Annotated in this window: 13 protein-coding genes; 6 read left to right on the top strand and 7 right to left on the bottom strand. The window is 74.7% G+C overall.

Going from position 1 to position 16,903, the window contains the following annotated elements:
* Window positions 1-48 precede the first annotated feature (48 nt).
* The 3 genes from ACZ5ID_RS25465 to ACZ5ID_RS25455 form a co-directional block, all read right to left on the bottom strand.
* Window positions 49-894: a hypothetical protein gene (locus ACZ5ID_RS25465; protein ID WP_468902199.1), complete on the bottom strand. Its 846-nt coding sequence runs from the start codon at window positions 892-894 to the stop codon at window positions 49-51.
* A 414-nt stretch (window positions 895-1,308) separates the two neighbouring features.
* The gene (locus ACZ5ID_RS25460) at window positions 1,309-2,832 is read right to left on the bottom strand and encodes a hypothetical protein (protein WP_468902112.1); all 1,524 of its coding nucleotides are present in this window, start codon (window positions 2,830-2,832) and stop codon (window positions 1,309-1,311) included.
* A gap of 99 nt (window positions 2,833-2,931) precedes the next feature.
* On the bottom strand, window positions 2,932-3,636 hold the full coding sequence (locus ACZ5ID_RS25455) for a GntR family transcriptional regulator (RefSeq protein ID WP_468902109.1): 705 nt from the start codon (window positions 3,634-3,636) through the stop codon (window positions 2,932-2,934).
* 189 nt (window positions 3,637-3,825) lie between these two features.
* Here ACZ5ID_RS25455 and ACZ5ID_RS25450 point away from each other — a divergent pair, with 189 nt between their 5' ends.
* From ACZ5ID_RS25450 to ACZ5ID_RS25435, 4 genes are read left to right on the top strand one after another with little or no spacing between them, the layout of a single operon-like run.
* The gene (locus ACZ5ID_RS25450; RefSeq protein ID WP_468902106.1) at window positions 3,826-5,103 is read left to right on the top strand and encodes an MFS transporter; all 1,278 of its coding nucleotides are present in this window, start codon (window positions 3,826-3,828) and stop codon (window positions 5,101-5,103) included.
* Window positions 5,100-5,870, top strand: coding sequence for a LamB/YcsF family protein (locus tag ACZ5ID_RS25445; RefSeq protein ID WP_468902103.1), 771 nt, complete (start codon window positions 5,100-5,102; stop codon window positions 5,868-5,870). Before ACZ5ID_RS25450 ends, ACZ5ID_RS25445 begins: the two co-directional genes overlap by 4 nt.
* Window positions 5,871-5,884: 14 nt before the next feature.
* Window positions 5,885-6,514, top strand: a complete 630-nt coding sequence (gene pxpB / locus ACZ5ID_RS25440) for a 5-oxoprolinase subunit PxpB (protein ID WP_468902196.1) — start codon at window positions 5,885-5,887, stop codon at window positions 6,512-6,514.
* Window positions 6,511-7,404 (top strand): 5-oxoprolinase subunit C family protein, encoded by an 894-nt coding sequence (locus tag ACZ5ID_RS25435; RefSeq protein ID WP_468902100.1) that lies wholly within the window; start codon window positions 6,511-6,513, stop codon window positions 7,402-7,404. Before pxpB ends, ACZ5ID_RS25435 begins: the two co-directional genes overlap by 4 nt.
* On the opposite strand, the gene ACZ5ID_RS25430 is transcribed toward ACZ5ID_RS25435, so the two are convergent.
* From ACZ5ID_RS25430 to ACZ5ID_RS25420, 3 genes are all read right to left on the bottom strand, one after another.
* Window positions 7,392-10,967, bottom strand: a complete 3,576-nt coding sequence (locus tag ACZ5ID_RS25430) for a hydantoinase B/oxoprolinase family protein (protein WP_468902097.1) — start codon at window positions 10,965-10,967, stop codon at window positions 7,392-7,394. The two genes, ACZ5ID_RS25435 and ACZ5ID_RS25430, sit on opposite strands and share 13 nt — an antisense overlap.
* A gap of 149 nt (window positions 10,968-11,116) precedes the next feature.
* Complete coding sequence (locus ACZ5ID_RS25425) at window positions 11,117-12,535, bottom strand: HEAT repeat domain-containing protein (protein ID WP_468902095.1); 1,419 nt, start codon at window positions 12,533-12,535, stop codon at window positions 11,117-11,119.
* Between the two features lie 257 nt (window positions 12,536-12,792).
* The gene (locus ACZ5ID_RS25420; protein WP_468902093.1) at window positions 12,793-13,185 is read right to left on the bottom strand and encodes an ankyrin repeat domain-containing protein; all 393 of its coding nucleotides are present in this window, start codon (window positions 13,183-13,185) and stop codon (window positions 12,793-12,795) included.
* Between the two features lie 320 nt (window positions 13,186-13,505).
* On the opposite strand from ACZ5ID_RS25420, the gene ACZ5ID_RS25415 reads away from it, so the two are divergent.
* Together ACZ5ID_RS25415 and ACZ5ID_RS25410 are read left to right on the top strand one after the other, a co-directional pair.
* Window positions 13,506-13,700, top strand: coding sequence for a hypothetical protein (locus ACZ5ID_RS25415; protein ID WP_067155558.1), 195 nt, complete (start codon window positions 13,506-13,508; stop codon window positions 13,698-13,700).
* 36 nt (window positions 13,701-13,736) lie between these two features.
* On the top strand, window positions 13,737-15,290 hold the full coding sequence (locus ACZ5ID_RS25410; protein ID WP_468902091.1) for an ATP-binding protein: 1,554 nt from the start codon (window positions 13,737-13,739) through the stop codon (window positions 15,288-15,290).
* A 72-nt stretch (window positions 15,291-15,362) separates the two neighbouring features.
* Here ACZ5ID_RS25410 and ACZ5ID_RS25405 read toward each other — a convergent pair whose 3' ends face one another.
* Window positions 15,363-16,859, bottom strand: coding sequence for an SCO1417 family PLP biosynthesis transcription factor (locus ACZ5ID_RS25405; protein WP_468902089.1), 1,497 nt, complete (start codon window positions 16,857-16,859; stop codon window positions 15,363-15,365).
* Window positions 16,860-16,903: the final 44 nt, after the last annotated feature.

Below are 16,903 nucleotides of genomic sequence, written 5' to 3'. Positions count from 1 at the left end.
TCTCGTGGATGTGGCGGGTGGGTGGGCGTGGCGGCGGACGGGCGCCGGTCAGGCGTGGAAGGGGAGCCCGGCGTCGGCGGCCAGGTCGAGGTCGTCGCCGTCCGGGGGCGGCAGCAGGGTCGCGGTGCCGTCGCTGACCGCGACGACACCGAGCTCCAGGAGCTCGGCGAGGGCGGCGCTGCCGGCCATGTCGCGGACCTGGAGCTGATAGCGGGCGGTCGTGCGGTACGCGCCGCCCGCGTCGTCGCCGGTCCGCTGGAGGAAGCCGGACTCGGTGAGGAACGCGACGGCCTTGGCCACGATGCCGGTGGTGGAGCCGGCGAGGCGGCGGGCGTCCTTGGTGGCGCCGGTCGAGCTGCGCCGGGCGTAGATGCGCCAGGCGGCCTCCAGGCCGGGCGCGCCGGTCTCGGGGTCGGTGTTCTCGCCCTGCTCGGCGGCCTTCTCCTCCAGCCGGCGGCAGGCCTGGCGGACGAACGCGTCGACGCCGTTGACGGTGATCCGCCCGATGTAGCCGTCGTCGGCCAGGTCCTCGGGGCGGGGGAAGGCCATCGCGGCCACGGCGAGGTGCGCGAGGCCGTGCAGGAAGCGGTCGGCGGCGTCGGTGGCGGCGCGGCGGGCGTAGTCGCCCATCCGGACCGCGAAGACGGAGTCCTCGGCGGCGGTCACGGCCATGCCGGCGCGCGGGGAGACCTCCAGGACGACGAGGCCGAGCCCGGCGGCGACGGCGTCGGCCAGCCGCGCGAACGCGGGGTCCTCGCGGTGGCGGCGGAGCAGTTCCGCGTACTCCGCGTCGCGGGCGGGGAGCAGTTTGGGCTGGAGGCCGAAGGCGACGAGTCGGGCGGCGTCGGCGGCGTCGCCCGGGGTGATCCGGCGCTCGCCCCCGTCCCGGGACACCTCGACGAGACCGTCGCCGGCCTCGGGCTCGCGCTCGGGGTGGTGGTCGGTCACGGGGCTACTCCTTGCGGGGGGTGTGCGGTGGGGGGTGCGGTGCGGGGTGGGGGCGCCTGCGGCGTGTGCGTCGGTAGGTCGATAGGTCGGTAGGGGCTGGTCGCGCAGTTCCCTGCGCCCCTGAAGGAACGGGGCTCCGCCCCGGACCCCGCTCTCGGACGCCCGAGGGGCCGGAGGTGGCTGGGGCCGCTGTTGCCTAAGGGGCGCGGGGAACCGCGCGGCCAGTCCCCACCGGCCCGCAGGTCACCACAGAAGCGGGCCGCAGGCCCCGCAGAGGGGTCCGGGGGCGAAGCCCCCAGGGGACCGGCCTCACCCCCACCCACCCCCGGAGGGTCTCGGGAAGGGGCGGGGCGGTGGACATCACGCCGCCTCCCGGTCCGCCGCCATCCCCGCCGCGTCCAGCCGCGCCGTTCCGACGATCAGATCCGCCCCGCCGAACTCCGGGTCGTCCAGCTGCGTCCCGTCGTCCACGGCGAACAGCAGGCGCTCCTCGCCCTGGCGGTACGCCGTGCCGACCGGCGGGCTCGCGGCGTGGACCGCCAGCAGCGCGACCAGGTACGGCAGGTCGGGGTCGAGGCCGCGGGCCTCGGCGAGGAGGCCGGAGAGGCGGCGCGGCGCGTCGTGCTCCAGGTCGAGCAGCTCCATCGCCGCGGCGAGCTGCTCCTCACTGAAGCGGCTGTCGTCCGGCGTGGCGATCAGATCGGGCTCGGGCATCTCCGCGCCGAGGTGCTCCCGCTCCATCGGCGGCGTCAGCAGTATGTCGACGAGGTCGGCCACCCGCACCGAGACCGGCGTCCGCAGCCCCGTCCCGCGCGCGAAGAAGGCGTCCGTCACCCGCGACGCGTCCTCCACGGGCAGCGGCAGCAGGGGCGCGACCAGCTGCCCGTACAGATCGAGGCCGGTCCGGGCGGCCGGGCGCGCGAAGGCCTGGCGGTCCTGCTCGGCCCGGAACAGCGGCCCGGCCTCCAGCAGCCGCGACTGCAACTGGGTGTGGCGCCGGATGCAGTCCTTGACGATGTCGACGAGCTCGGCGGCCCGCCGCTTGTTCTCGGGCTCCTCCGCCTCGTCCCGCGCCTTGCGGATGTTGGTGAGGATCGCGTTCTCGTGCCGGTAGCGGTCGGCGACGTGGTCGAGCGCCTCCGCGATCATGTCCGGGACCGCGTTCAGCCAGTCGACCGCGCGGACGTTGCGCCGGGTCGCCTCCAGGGTGCGGCGCAGGGTTTCCGCGTACTGCACGGTGCGGTAGCGGGCCTGCTCGGCGGCGAGCTGGGCGTCGGCGAGGCGGCCCCGGCTGATCAGCACCTCCAGCTTCACCTCGGCGGCGATCTGGGCGCTGGTGACATCCGTGTCGAGCGCGCCCACCAGCACGTTCACGGCCTCGTCGGTGGTGCGGAGGTAGACGCTGCCCCCGTACCCGGGGACCTCCTCGATCAGCTTGAAGTCGTAGTCCCGGCGGACATAGACGCCGTCCGGGCTGAAGGTGCCGTACACCGCGCGGAAGCCGCGGTCCACGCTGCCGACGTTGATCAGGTTCTCCAGGACCCAGCGGGCCACCCGCTCGTGCTCCGCGGCCGGGCGGCCCGGCGCCTGGGCGGCGACGCGCGGGGTCAGCCTGGCCACGATCTGCTCGTGGTCGGCGCCGGTGTCGAAGTCCATGTTCAGCGTGACGAGGTCGATGGAGGCGAGGGCGACCTCCGCCATCGCGTAGACCGAGTACTCCCCCGCGAGGTTCGCCTTGCGCACGTCCAGGTCGTGCAGCGGGGCGGTGCAGGCGAGCGCGCGCAGCCGACGCGCCAGCCCCTCGTCGGCGGCCGGGCCCGCTGCGGGGCGCGGCCCCGCGCTGAGCTGGGGCGGAACGGGTTCCGTCGAGGCAGGCGAAGTCACGCTGCACAGATTAGGTCCTCGCACTGACAACGGTCGAAACGGCGCAGATACGACCGCCCGCCGCCCCCTGCCCCGCCCGGTCCCGGCCTCCCGCCGCGTCTAGCCGCTCTCCGCCACCCGCTCCGCGTACGCCTCCACCAACTGCTCGCGGGAGTCGTCGAGATAGCCGGCCAGCAGCCGGGCCACCGCGCTCCGGCCGCCCGCCCGGAGCGCTTCCAGAATCTCCCGGTTCCGTATGAGATAGGGCTGATGGAGCAGTTTCGGATCGTCCACCACATGGAAGGCGAGCCGCAGTTCGGCCAGGACCCCGCGCATCAGCTCGTCCGTGCGCGCGCTGCCCGCGAGGGCCACCAGCTCCCGGTGGAAGTGGATGTTGGCGGTGGACACGGCCTGCCAGTCGTGGCGGCGGGCCGCCCGCTCCCCGGCCGCCACCGCCGCGTCCAGCGGCTCCAGCGCGTACGGGGGCGCCCCGAGGCCCTGGACGACGGCGCACTCGACCAGGCGCCGGGTGCGGTAGATGTCCTCGACGTCCTCGACCGCCAGGATCCGTACGAAGACCCCGCGGTTGAGCTCGTGGACCAGCAGCCGCTCATGGGTCAGCAGCCGGAACGCCTCGCGCAGTGTGTTGCGCGAGACCCCGAGCGCCTTGCCGATGGCGTCCTCCGCGAGGCGTTCGCCCGGCGGGAAGTAGCCCTCCGCGATCCGGCCGCGCAGGATGTCCGCGACCCGCTCGGCGGTACTGGTGCGGCCGAGCAGCGGGCGGTCGTCCGCCAGCCCCCCGGCCCCGGACCCGGTGGTCCCCACGGCAACCTCACTCCCCCGCCGGGCTTCCGGCGACGCACTGCCCGCCATCGTAGAAGCGCCATCGTAGAAGAACGCGGCGACACGGCCCTTGTCGGATTGTTCAACGATCCTCTAGCTTGGGCGTCAGCCCGGAGCCCCCCACCCCTCCGCTCTCGACCGCACCCTCCCCCCTTCCCCTGCGAGGTGCAGATGAGCACAACCCAGGACCGGCCGAAGCAGGACGAACTGCCCGGCGGCGGCGGCCCGTTCGGCTGGCTGCACGCCCTCGGCCCGCGCGGCCGGCGCGCCTTCGGCGGCGCGTTCGGCGGCTACGCCCTCGACTCCTACGACTACTTCACCCTGCCGCTGAGCATGGTCGCGATCGGCGCGTACTTCGGCCTCGACCACGGCCGGACCGGTCTGCTCACCACCGTGACCCTGGTCGTCTCGGCGGTCGGCGGCGCGCTCGCCGGGATCCTCGCCGACCGCGTCGGCCGGGTGAAGGCCCTGATGATCACGGTGATCACCTACGCGGTCTTCACCGTGGCCTGCGGCTTCGCGCCCACGTACGAGACGCTCATGGTCTGCCGCGCCCTCCAGGGCTTCGGCTTCGGCGGCGAGTGGGCCGTCGGCGCGATCCTGGTCGCCGAGTACGCCTCCACCAAGGAGCGCGGGCGGACGCTGGGCGCCGTGCAGAGCGCCTGGGCGGCGGGCTGGGCGCTGGCCGTCCTCGTCTACACGCTGGTCTTCCACTACGTGGACGCCGACACCGCCTGGCGCGTGATGTTCTGGACGGGCGCGCTGCCCGCCCTTCTGGTGATCTACATCCGGCGCAACGTCAGCGACGCCCCCGAGGCCGCCGCGCGGCGCGCGGCCGACGCCACCCGCGGCTCCTTCACCGCCATCTTCAAGAAGGACCTGCTGCGCGCCACGTTCTTCGCGACGCTGCTCTCCACCGGCGTCCAGGGCGGCTACTACACGCTCGCCACCTGGGTGCCGACCTACCTCAAGACCGAGCGCGGGCTGACCGTCGTCGGCACCGGCGGCTACCTGACGTTCCTGATCTCCGGCGCCTTCCTCGGCTACCTCACCGGCGGCGTCCTCAGCGACCGGCTGGGCCGCAAGCGGAACATCCAGCTCTTCGCCGTGCTGTCGGCGCTCTGCATCCTGGTGTACACACACATCCCGTCCGGCGCTAACACCCTGCTGCTCGTGCTCGGCTTCCCGCTGGGCTTCTGCATGTCCGCGATCTTCAGCGGGTTCGGCTCGTTCCTCAGCGAGCTCTATCCGACGGCGGTACGCGGCACGGGCCAGGGCTTCACGTACAACAGCGGCCGGGCCGTCGGCGCCTTCCTGCCCACCTTCGTGGGCTACCTCTCGGACAGCTGGGGCGTGGGCGGCGCGCTGGCCCTGGGCGCCGTCGGCTACGCGCTGGCCGTCGTCGCCCTGTTCGGGCTGCCCGAGACCCGCGGCAAGGAGCTGACGTGACCCCGTTCCCCTCCCGTATCGACCTCAACGCCGACCTCGGCGAGGGCTTCGGGCGCTGGCGGCTGACCGACGACGAGCAGTTGCTCTCCGTCGTCACCAGCGCCAACGTCGCCTGCGGCTTCCACGCGGGCGACGCGGCCACCATGCGGCGCGTGTGCGCGCTCGCGGCCGAGCGCGGGGTGCGGATCGGCGCCCAGGTCTCCTACCGCGACCTGGCCGGGTTCGGACGGCGCAGCATGGACGTGCCGCCGGACGAGCTCGCCGCCGAGGTCGCCTACCAGATAGGCGCGTTGGAGGTCTTCGCCCGGGCCGCCGGCAGCCGGGTCTCCTATGTGAAGCCGCACGGCGCTCTCTACAACCGCGTCGTCCACGACGAGGAGCAGGCGGCGGCCGTCGTCGAGGGGGTGTCGCTGGCGGCCGGCGCGCTGCCGGTGCTCGGGCTGCCCGGCTCGCGCCTGCTGGAACGCGCCGCGAAGGCCGGACTGCCCGTCGTTACCGAGGCGTTCGCGGACCGCGCCTACACCGCGCGCGCCACCCTCGTCCCGCGCGGCCAGGAGGGCGCGCTCATCACCCAACCGGGCGCGGTCGTCCAGCGCTCGGTCGCCCTGGCCCGCAACGGGACGGTGACCGCCGTCACGGGCGAGAGCGTGGAGGTACGCGCGCGTTCGCTCTGTCTGCACGGCGACACCCCGGACGCCGCCTCGCTCGCCCGCCTGGTGCGGGCCGAACTGGAGGGCGCGGGCGTGCGGGTGGAGGCGTTCACGTGAGCCGTGCCCTGCCGATGCGGACGCTGCCGGTCGGCGACCGCGCGCTCCTGGTCGAGCTGGAGAGCGGTGAGGACGCCGAGGCCCTCCACGCCGAGCTGCTGCGCCGCCGGGCCGCCGGAAACCTGCCTCCCGTACGGGAGATCGTCCCGGCGGCCCGTACGGTCCTGCTCGACGGTCTGGAGGACCCGGCGCGGCTCGCCGCGCTGCTGCCCGGCTGGGAGGTCGCCGCGCCACGCGCGGACGCGGGCGCGGTGGTCGAGATCCCGGTCCGCTACGACGGCCCCGACCTGGCCGAGGTGGCGACGGTGTGGGGGGTCTCGCCCGAGGCGGCGGTACGGATCCACAGCGCGACCGCCTTCCGGGTGGCCTTCTGCGGCTTCGCGCCCGGCTTCGGCTATCTGACCGGTCTGCCCGAGCGGTACGCCGTGCCCCGCCGCGCCACGCCGAGGACCGCCGTTCCGGCCGGGTCGGTCGCGCTGGCGGGCCCGTACACCGGCGTCTACCCGCGCTCGTCCCCGGGCGGCTGGCAGCTCGTCGGCACCACGGACACCGTCCTGTGGGATCCGGGCCGCGAGCCCGCCGCGCTCCTGGCGCCGGGCACCCGGGTGCGTTTCGTCCCCCTGGGCGCGGCGGGCGCGGCATGACGGACCGGGCCTTGTGCGTGGTGCGGTCCGGCGCGCTCACCTCCGTCCAGGACGAGGGCCGCCCCGGCCACGCCCATCTGGGCGTACCGCGCTCGGGGGCGCTCGACCTGCCCGCGAGCCGCCTCGCCAACCGGCTGGTGGGGAACCCGGCGGGCGCCGCCGTGCTGGAGACGACGCTGACCGGATGTGCGGTGCGCCCCCGCCGGGCGGTCACGGCCGCGGTGACGGGGGCGCCCTGCCCGGTGACGGTCGACGGGCGCCCGGCGGCGTGGGGCGCGCCCGTGCGGGTGCCGGCGGGCGCGGTCCTGGAGGTGGGCGCGCCGGTACGGGGGGTGCGCTCCTATGTGGCGTTCGCCGGGGGGATCGCCGTCGAGCCGGTCCTCGGCAGCCGCTCCACCGACCTGCTCTCGGGGCTCGGCCCGGCCCCGCTGACGGACGGCGCCGTCCTGCCCCTGGGGCGTCCGGGCGGGCCCCACGCGCGCGTGGACGCGGTTCCCGCGCCGGGGCCGCCGGGCGAGCTGGTGCTGCGGATGCTGCCGGGGCCGCGTGCCGACTGGTTCACGCGGGCCGCCTTCGACACCCTCGCGCGCGGGCGCTACCGGGTCTCCTCCGCGAGCAACCGCATCGGCCTGCGCACCGAGGGCCCGGCGCTGGACCGGGCCGTCCACGGCGAGCTGCCGAGCGAGGGCATGGTGTGGGGCGCGGTCCAGGTGCCGCCGGACGGACGGCCGGTGGTGTTCCTGGCCGACCATCCGACCACCGGCGGCTATCCGGTGCTCGGGGTGGTCGCCGGCGCGGACCTGGCCGCCGCCGCGCAGGCCGGGCCCGGCACCCCGCTGCGTTTCGTGCCCGTCCGCCGGTCCTTCGCGCGGGGCCCTCAGGAGCCGTAGCCGCCGCCTCCGGGCGTACGGACGACCAGGACGTCCCCGGCCGCCATCTCGACCGTGTCCACGCCGTCCAGCGGCTCGACGTGGCCGTCCGCGCGCTCCACCTGGTTCACCCCGAGCGCGCCCGGCCCGCCACCCGCCATGCCGTACGGCGGGACGCGCCGGTGCCCGGTCAGCAGGGTCACCGTCATCGGCTCCAGGAAGCGGATCCGGCGCTCGGCCCCGCGGCCACCGCTCCACCGGCCCGTCCCGCCGCTGCCCTCCCGTACGGCGAAGGCCTCCACCCGCACCGGATACCGCCACTCCAGCACCTCCGGGTCGGTGAGGCGCGAGTTGGTCATATGGGTCTGCACGGCGTCCGCGCCGTCGAAGCCCTCGCCCGCGCCCGAGCCGCTGGCCACGGTCTCGTAGTACTGCACCCGCTCGTTGCCGAAGGTGACGTTGTTCATCGTGCCCGAGCCCTCGGCCTGGACTCCGAGAGCCGCGTAGAGCGCGCCGGTGACGGCCTGGGAGGTCTCGACGTTCCCGGCCACCGTCGCGGCCGGGTACCGGGGTGCCAGCATCGAGCCGGGCGGCACCCGTACCTCCAGCGGCTCCAGACAGCCGCTGTTGAGCGGGATGTCGTCGTCCACCAGCGTCCGGAAGACGTAGAGGACGGCCGCCATCACCACCGACCGGGGCGCGTTGGCGTTGCCCGGCCGCTGCGGGGAGGTGCCGGTGAAGTCCACCACGGCGCCGCGCTCCTCGCGGTCCACGGTGACCGCGACCCGGATGACGGCGCCGCTGTCCGTCTCGTACGTGTACGAGCCGTCCGTCAGCCCGGCCACGATCCGGCGCACGGACTCCTCGGCGTTGGCCCGCACATGGCCCATGTACGCCCGGACGACGTCCGCGCCGAACTCCTCGGTCACCCGGCGCAGTTCGGCGATGCCCTTCTCGTTGGCGGCGATCTGGGCGCGCAGGTCCGCGAGGTTGGTGCCGGGGTCGCGCGAGGGGTGGACGGCGCCGGTCAGCAGCGCCCGCGTCTCGGCCTCGCGCAGCCGGCCGTCGCGGACCAGCAGCCAGTTGTCGAAGAGCACGCCCTCCTCGTCGATCGTGCGGCTGAAGGCGGGCATGGACCCGGGGGTGATGCCGCCGATCTCGGCGTGGTGGCCGCGCGAGGCGACCAGGAACCGCAGCTCCTCGCCCTCGAACACCGGCGTGACCACGGTGACATCGGGCAGATGGGTGCCTCCGTGGTACGGGTCGTTGACCGCGTAGACGTCGCCGGGCCGCAGCGCGCCCTCGTTGCGGCGCAGCACCTCCTTGATGGACTCGCCCATCGAGCCCAGGTGCACCGGGATGTGCGGGGCGTTGGCGATCAGGTTGCCCTCGGCGTCGAAGAGCGCGCAGGAGAAGTCGAGGCGCTCCTTGATGTTGACGGAGTGCGCGGTGTTCTCCAGCCGTACGCCCATCTGCTCGGCGATCGCCATGAAGAGGTTGTTGAAGACCTCCAGCATCACCGGGTCGGCATCGGTGCCGACGGCCGTGCGGGTGGGGCGGGGGCGCGCCCGGGTCAGCAGCAGATGCCCGAGGTCCCCGGCGGCGGCCTGCCAGCCGTCGTCCACCACGGTGGTGGCGTCGGCCTCGGCGACGATGGCGGGCCCGGTGACGGCGGCGCCGGGCCGCAGTGCGGCGCGCCGGTACAGCGGGACCTCCCGGCGCTCGCCCGCCACGACCATGGACACCGTCGCCGCGGGTCCGTCCGCCTCCTCGCGCGCGTACTCCTCGGCCTCGGGGGCGCCGTGGGGCCCGGCGGTGCCCACCGCCTCCATCGACACGGCCTCCACGACCAGCGGTTTGTCCATGGTGAAGGCGTACCGCGCGCGGTGTTCGTCCTCGAACGCCTCCTTCATGGCGTCCGGCGTGTCCAGGTCGACCGGCAGGCTCGCGTCCGTACCGGCGTAGCGCAGCAGGACGCGCGCGTGGGTGGTGATCGCCTCGTCGGGGACGCCGTCGGCGCGCAGTTCGCCGCGGGTGCGTGCCGCGAGCTCCGCGCACAGCGCGCGCACCCGCCCGGCGCAGGCCGGGTCGAGCTCCGCCTCCACGGACCGCTCGCGCATCGCGGTCGCGTCCGCGAGGCCGATGCCGTACGCGGAGAGCACCCCGGCCAGCGGCGGTACGACGACGGTGCCGATGCCGAGCGCGTCCGCGACCGCGCAGGCGTGCTGGCCGCCCGCGCCGCCGAAGCTGGTCAGGGCGTAGCGGGTGACGTCGTGGCCGCGCTGCACGGAGATCTTCTTGACCGCGTTCGCCATGTTGCGGACGGCGATCTCCAGGAACCCCGCGGCCACGTCCTCGGGGGTGCGCCCGCCGCCGGTGCGCCGGGCGAGGGCGGCGAAACCCTCCCGTACGGCCTCGGTGTCCAGCGGCTGATCGCCGTCGGGGCCGAACACCGCCGGGAAGTGGGCGGGCTGGATCCGGCCGAGCATCACATTGGCGTCGGTGACGGTGAGCGGGCCGCCGCGCCGGTAGCAGGCCGGGCCGGGGGACGCGCCCGCGGAGTCGGGGCCGACGCGGTAGCGGCGGCCGTCGAAGTGCAGCACCGAGCCGCCGCCCGCCGCCACGGTGTGGACGCTCATCATGGGGGCGCGCATCCGCACCCCGGCGACCTGGGTGGTGAAGTCCCGTTCGAAGGCGCCCGCGTAGTGGGAGACGTCGGTGGAGGTGCCGCCCATGTCGAAGCCGATGACGCGCGCGTGGCCGGCCTGTCCGGAGGTGCGGGCCATGCCGACGACGCCGCCGGCCGGGCCGGAGAGCACCGCGTCCTTGCCCCGGAAGTGCGCGGCCTCCCGCAGACCGCCGTTGGACTGCATGAACATCAGCCGTACGCCGTGGAGCTCCTCCGCGACCTCGTCGACGTAGCGGCGCAGGATCGGTGAGAGGTAGGCGTCCACCACGGTGGTGTCGCCGCGCGGCACCAGTCTGATCAGCGGGCTCACCTCGTGGGAGCAGCTGACCTGGGTGAAGCCGAGCTCCCGGGCGACCGCGGCGACGGCCGCCTCGTGGTCGGGGCTGCGGTAGCCGTGCATCAGGACGACGGCCGCGCCGCGGAAACCCTCGGCACGGGCGGCCCGCAGCCGCTCGGTGACGGCCGCGAGGTCGAGCGGTCGGACGACGGCGCCGTGCGCGTCGACCCGCTCGGGCACCTCGACGACCTTCCCGTACACCGCCTCCGGCAGCTCGATGTGCCGGTCGAACAGGCGCGGCCGGTTCTGGTACGCGATCCGCAGGGCGTCCCGGAAGCCCTCGGTGACGACCAGGACCGTCGGCTCGCCGCGCCGCTCCAGGAGGGCATTGGTGGCGACGGTGGTGCCCATCTTGACGACCGCGATCCGCTCGGCGGGGAGGCGCTCGCCCGGCTCCAGCCCCAGCAGGAGCCTGATCCCGGCCACGGCCGCGTCCCGGTACCGCTCGGGGTCGTGGGAGAGGAGCTTGCGGCTGACCAGGCGCCCGTCCGGCCGTCGGCCCACCACGTCGGTGAAGGTGCCGCCGCGGTCGATCCAGAACTCCCAGCGCCCGGTCATCCCTCCATTCTGGCAAGGAGGGGCGGGCCCGGGGGCGCGCCGGGCGCCGCGCGCGCGGCGCCGGCCGGGCTCGTTCCACCCGGGGGCCCTGAGCCTTCAGCGGGCGCGTCCCGGGGGCGGCGCCCCCGGCCCGGCCGGGCCCGGGCGGCTCATATCGCGGGTGCGTCGGGGCCCATCCGGTTGTGGATGGCGCTCTGTACCTCGGCCTCCTCGGCCGGGTCGTCGGCCAGCCGGCGCAGCCGCTCGGCCACGCGCGCGTCGACGAGCTCGGCGTACTGCGCGGCCACCTCGCGGGTGGTCTCCTCGCAGTCCCACAGGCACTCGACGGCGAAGCCGGTGGCGAAGGAGGGGTCGGTGGCGGCGAGCGCGCGGGCGGTACGGCCGCGCAGTTCGGAGGAGGCGGTCTCACGGTAGAGGTGCCGCAGTACGGGGGCGGCGCAGCCGATGCCGAGCCGTCCGGCGCCGTCGACCAGGGGGCGCAGCAGGGGCGCGTCGGGCCCCTCGGAGCGCACGCACTCGCGCAGCGCGCCCAGGACCAGCTGGGCGTCGTCGGCCTCGCCCCGGCAGGCGAGGACTCCCGCGGCGGCGGCGCCGAGCGCGTCGGGCCGGTGCACCCAGCCGCGCGCCCGGTCGACGGCCTCGGGCCCGCACATCCGCTCGAAGGCCTGGACGGCGGTCTCGGCCACCGTGCGGGAGCCGGCGTCGACGGCTGTCTCGATGAGGTCGAGAACGCGGGGGTCGCGTGACTCGGTGAGGTAGTGCAGAGCGGCGCAGCGGGCGCCGTCCGCGCCGGCGCGTGCGGCCTCGACGATCAGGTCGCGGTCGTCGGGACCGGCGACCGCGCCCAGGCAGCGGGCGGCGGGCAGGGTGAGGTCCGCGCCCCGGTCCAGGCCCTCCTGGGCCCAGTCGAAGACGGCCCGCACGCTCCAGCCGGGGCGCGGCCCGGACGGCCGCAGCTGGCGCTGCCAGCGGTCGAAGGACCCGGTTTCCTGGGCGGCGCGCACCCGGGCGCCGACCGCGGCGCGGGTGTCCTCGGCCCACAGCCGCCAGGGCCGGGGCTCGAAGGCGTCGCGGACGGTGGCGGCCAGCTCGGCGTCGCCCTCGGGGGTGGCGGGGAAGCGGCCGAGGACGGCCTCGGCGAGGCCGCGCAGCCCCGCGTCGTCGTCACGCAGCGCGAGCTCGTCCAGGGCCCAGCCCCAGTTGGCGCCGCCCATGGCGTAGCGCCGCAGCAGCAGCAGCGCGTCGCGCCTGCCGTAGGAGGCGAGATGGCCGAGGACCGCGAGCGCGAGGCCGGTGCGGTGCTCGTCGGCGTCGAGGATGTCCTCGGCACCGAGGAGATGGGCCTCGATCTCGTCGAGTCCGCCGTCGAGATCCAGGTAGAGGCGCGCGTAGTACAGGGAGCGGTTCTCCACCTGCCAGTCCTGGCGGGGGTCGCTCAGCACACAGTGGTTCAGGGCCGCCAGGGCTTCTGGGCGCGGGGCGGCGAGCGCGTGCAGGGTGCCGTCGCCGCGGCCCCGCTGCAGCAGGCCGAGCAGCGTACCGCTCGGCGCTATGACCGGATCAAACATGGAAGTAGCCTCACATCAAGCTGTCGACGCAACCGGGAATCGTGCCCTGCCTAGTAGGCCGCGCGCCAACATGTTCGGCCGTCCGCCGTCTTCCGCTTGCCGTGGACCATCTTCCTGCCTCTCGTAGTCGGCCCCCGATGTAAGGACCCTGCCCCTGATGGAGGGGCTCGTCGTCATGATGACCCAGGCATTTCGCCACCGCGACCACATTTACGAGCCTCTCCCACCAGGTAGGCAGGGGATACCTGGCACAAACCTCAGCGGTCGCCGAAGAGTGCGAGCAGTTCCGTCTTGCCGAACATCCGTGCGGTGTCGAGCGCGGAGGGCATTCCGGCGGAAGGATCCGCTCCGCCTGCCAGCAGGGCCTTCACGACCCCATCCTCGCCCTTGAAGACCGCTCCCGCGAGCGGCGTCTGACCACGGTCGTTGGCGCGGTCGGCGTCGGCGCCGCGCGCGAGGAGCACGGAGACCGCCTCCGCGTGCCCGTGATAGGCGGCGAGCATGACCAGGGTGTGGCCTTTGTCATTGGTCAGGTCGGGCGAGACCCCGGCGTCCAGGTACGCGGCGAGCGCCTCCGCCTCTCCCCGGCGCGCCAGATCGAAGATCCGGCTCGCCAGTTCGACCACCTCGGGATCGAGGGCTTCGCTCATCGCACGGACCGCCTTCCACTGCGTGCGGCGCTCCTCGGAACGCCTGTGACCTGGCCCGTACGGCACCGGGGCCGTACGAGTGAATCGACAGGGTACTGCCCGTCGGCCGACATGGACCGGCTCGGCCGGGGCAGAGCTCACCGCGAGTGACGGCCCTCGGTCCGCCGGCCGCACAGTGTCCCTCCCGCGACCCGGATCCGTGTCCGCCACTCCAGTGAAAATCAGAGGATTTCACCCGGTTGCACCTTTTATCACATAGATACTTCCCGTGATCCTGGAAGAACTCATGGTGACTGTCCCCACAACCAGGAGAACTCCTCATGATCCTGTCCATCTCAGGCGTCGTCCTGCTCGGAATCATCGTCTTCCTCTTCTTCCGGAAAGACGGTCTCAAGGCCTCGCACGCCATGGTCTGCGCCCTGTTCGGTTTCTATCTCGCGGGCACCGCGATCGCCCCGAGCATCAAGGCCGGCGGTCAGAGCCTGGCCAGCCTGCTGGGCGGGATCAAGTTCTGACCTCCCGCAGTCCCGACCACCCCACAGGAGACCGACGTGGCCCGGCGACCACTCCCCCGCATTCTGAGCAGCACGAGCGCGCCGATCGCCCGCAGCCGCGAGCTGGCGCGCTCGGCCGCCGACAGCGCCACCGACGTCCTCCATCCGCTCATCACGATCAGCCGCGGCCTGCGGCTGATCGCCGCCGCCCTGGGCGGCAGGTGGACCGCCACTCCCAAGGAGCGCCGTGGTCCCGCGCTGTTCCTGGTGGCGGCCGTGGTCCTGGTGGTCGCGCTCATCCCGTACGGGCCGCTGCTCGCCCTGATCACGGTGATGGCCGCGGCTGCCTGGAAGGGCCGCGCGCGCGTCCCCGCCAAGACCGGCCCCGACGAGGCCGAGACCGGCCGCCTCCAGGCGCTCTACGAGGCGCTCGTGCCGTACTTCTCGGTGCCGGAGGACCCCGGCCCGCTCTTCTCCCACGGCGGCGACTGGACCGCCGTCTTCAGTGAGTACGCGTTCGACGAGGCCGGCCGCGTCACCCATCTCCTCATCCGCTACCCGGCGTACTTCACGGACGGCGAGCCCGAGGCGCGTGCCCGTATCGAACAGCTGCTGCACACCAAGTCCGGGCGCGGCCGGGAGTACCGGTTCGAGTGGGACGAGGAGGGCAACCAGCTCGTGATGCGCGTCCTCGACGCGCTGCCCACCTCCATCGCCGTCCAGCAATTCGTGGCCGGACCGGGCGAGACCGTGCTCGGGTTCACCGACGCCGACGCGGTGCAGCGGACCATGCCGGTCGCCGACGGCGAGGGCGTCCGCGACGCGCCCCCGGTCGTCTGGCGCACCGGGCCGCGCTCCACCGAGCCGCATCTGCTGGTGGTCGGCGAGCCCGGCAGCGGCACCACGACGCTGCTGCGCTGCATCGCCCTCCAGGCGCTCCAGCACGGCGATGTGCTGGTGGTGGAGGGCAGTGGCACCGGGGAGTACGCGTCCCTGGCCGGGCGCCGGGGCGTGCTCGCCGTCGAGTGCGGCCTCGCCGGGGCGCTCGCCACGCTGGAGTGGGCCGCGCACGAGACCGAGCGCCGTCTGATCGCGGCCAACCGTGCCCGCCAGGCGGGATACCCCGCCCCGGACGACATCAAAAGACCGCTGTGGATCCTGCTGGACCGGCCGAGCGTCTTCGGGCACCTGGCCGCCGCCGACGGGCGCCCCGAGCCGCAGCAACTGCTCCAGACCCCGCTGCGGCACGGCCGGGCGGCCGGGGTCACGGTGGTGGTCGCCGAGCAGTTCGACGGTCTGGAGGCGCTGACCGAACCGGTCCGTACGCACACCCGCGCGCGCGTGGTGCTCGGCCCCGCCACCGCGGCCCGGGCCGAGTGGGTGCTCGGCGTCCCGCCGCACACCACCCCGACCGCGACGGTCCCGCCCGGCCGCGGCTACGCCCGGCTGGGCACGGCGCCCGTCCTGCGCCTCCAGGTCCCGGCGACCCCGGACCCGTACGACGAAGCGACCAGCGAACAGCACCGCCAGGCGGTCCTGGACCTGCTCCCGGGGCGCGACCTGCCGTTGGAGGCGGCCCCGCACGCGCAGGCCGTACCGGCGGAGGGGTGAGACGGGACGGCCCGGTATGACCGGTCACCGACGGCCGCCGACGCCCCCGGCCCCGCGGGCCGGCGGCGCCCCTCACGCCACGAACGTCCGCGGTGACTCGCCCCCCGCGCTCACGCCCTTCTCCACCAGCCGCGCCGCCGCCGCGAGGCGGGCCGCCGCCTCCTCGGCGACCGGGCCGCTCACGGTGAAGGGGAGGCGTACATAGCCCTCGAACGCGCCGTCCACGCCGAACCGGGGGCCCGACGGCACCCGCACGCCGACCCGTTCGCCCACCTCCGCCAGGCGTGAACCGGAGACCCGGCCGGTGCGCACCCACAGCGTGAGCCCGCCCACGGGCACGTCGAACTCCCACTCCGGCAGCTCCCGGCGGACCGCCGCCACCAGCGCGTCGCGGTTCTCGCGCGCCTGGGCGCGGCGCAGGTCGACCGCCTGCTCCCAGCCGCCCGTGGCCATCAGCCACTTGACGGCCAGCTGCTCCAGGACCGGGGTGCCGAGGTCGGCGTAGGCGCGGGCGGCGACGAGGGAGCGGATGACGTCGGGGGCCGCGCGCACCCAGCCGATGCGCATGCCCGCCCAGAACGCCTTGCTCGCCGAGCCGACCGTGAGCACGGTCGCGCCCGCCGGGTCGAAGGCGCAGACCGGGCGCGGCATGTCGACGCCCTCGTCGAGCCACAGCTCGGACATGGTCTCGTCGACCACGAGCACGGTCCCGGCCGAGCGGGCGGCGTCCACCAGGGCCCGGCGCTGGTCCTCGTCGGCCAGCGCGCCCGTCGGGTTGTGGAAGTCGGCGACGACATAGGCGAGCCGGGGCGCGGAGTCGCGCAGCACCTGCCGCCACAGGGGCAGGTCCCAGCCGGCGAGCCGGTCGGCCATGGCGACCGGCACGAGCCGGGCGCCGGCCTCGCGCATCAGTTGGAGGATGTTGGCGTACGAGGGCGACTCCACCGCGATCCGCTCGCCGCGCCCGGCGAAGAGGTGGCAGATGGCGTCGATGGCGCCCATCGCCCCGGTGGTGACCATGATCTGCTCGGGCATGGTCGGGATGCCGCGCGCGGAGTACCGCTCGGCGAGCGTCCGGCGCAGCGCGGGCAGCCCGGCCGGATAGTCGCCGTGGGTGTGCGCGTACGGCGGCAGCTCCTCCAGGGCGCCCTGGACCGAACGGGTCAGCCAGGGTTCGGGCGCGGGCAGCGCCGCGCACCCCAGGTCGATCATGGAGCCCAGCGACTCCGGCGGCAGCGGCTCCAGGCCGCGCGCCGGCAGCGGGTTGCCCGCCGGTACTGCCGTCCAGCTGCCCGCGCCCCGCCGGGACTCCAGGAAGCCCTCGCCGCGCAGCGCCTCGTAGGCGGCGGCGACCGTGGTGCGGCTGACCGAGAGCGCCAGGGCCAGCTCCCGCTCGGCGGGCAGGCGCGCGGCCACCGGCACCCGGCCTTCGAGGACGAGGAGCCGGATCCCGTCGGCCAGCGCCCGGTAGGCGGGCGGCTTGCGGGCGCCCGCCGGACGGGGCTGCTGCTGTGCGTTGAGCTGCCGGGCGAGCTGGGCCGGCCCGACCGCTGAGGTCCACTGAGCCATGGAAGTCAGTCCACCTTCCCCGAATTGGCCATGGTTGGGAGAGG

The sequence above is a fragment of the Streptomyces sp. NPDC031670 genome (assembly GCF_055580545.1).
This window is presented reverse-complemented; position numbering and strand designations above follow the sequence as displayed.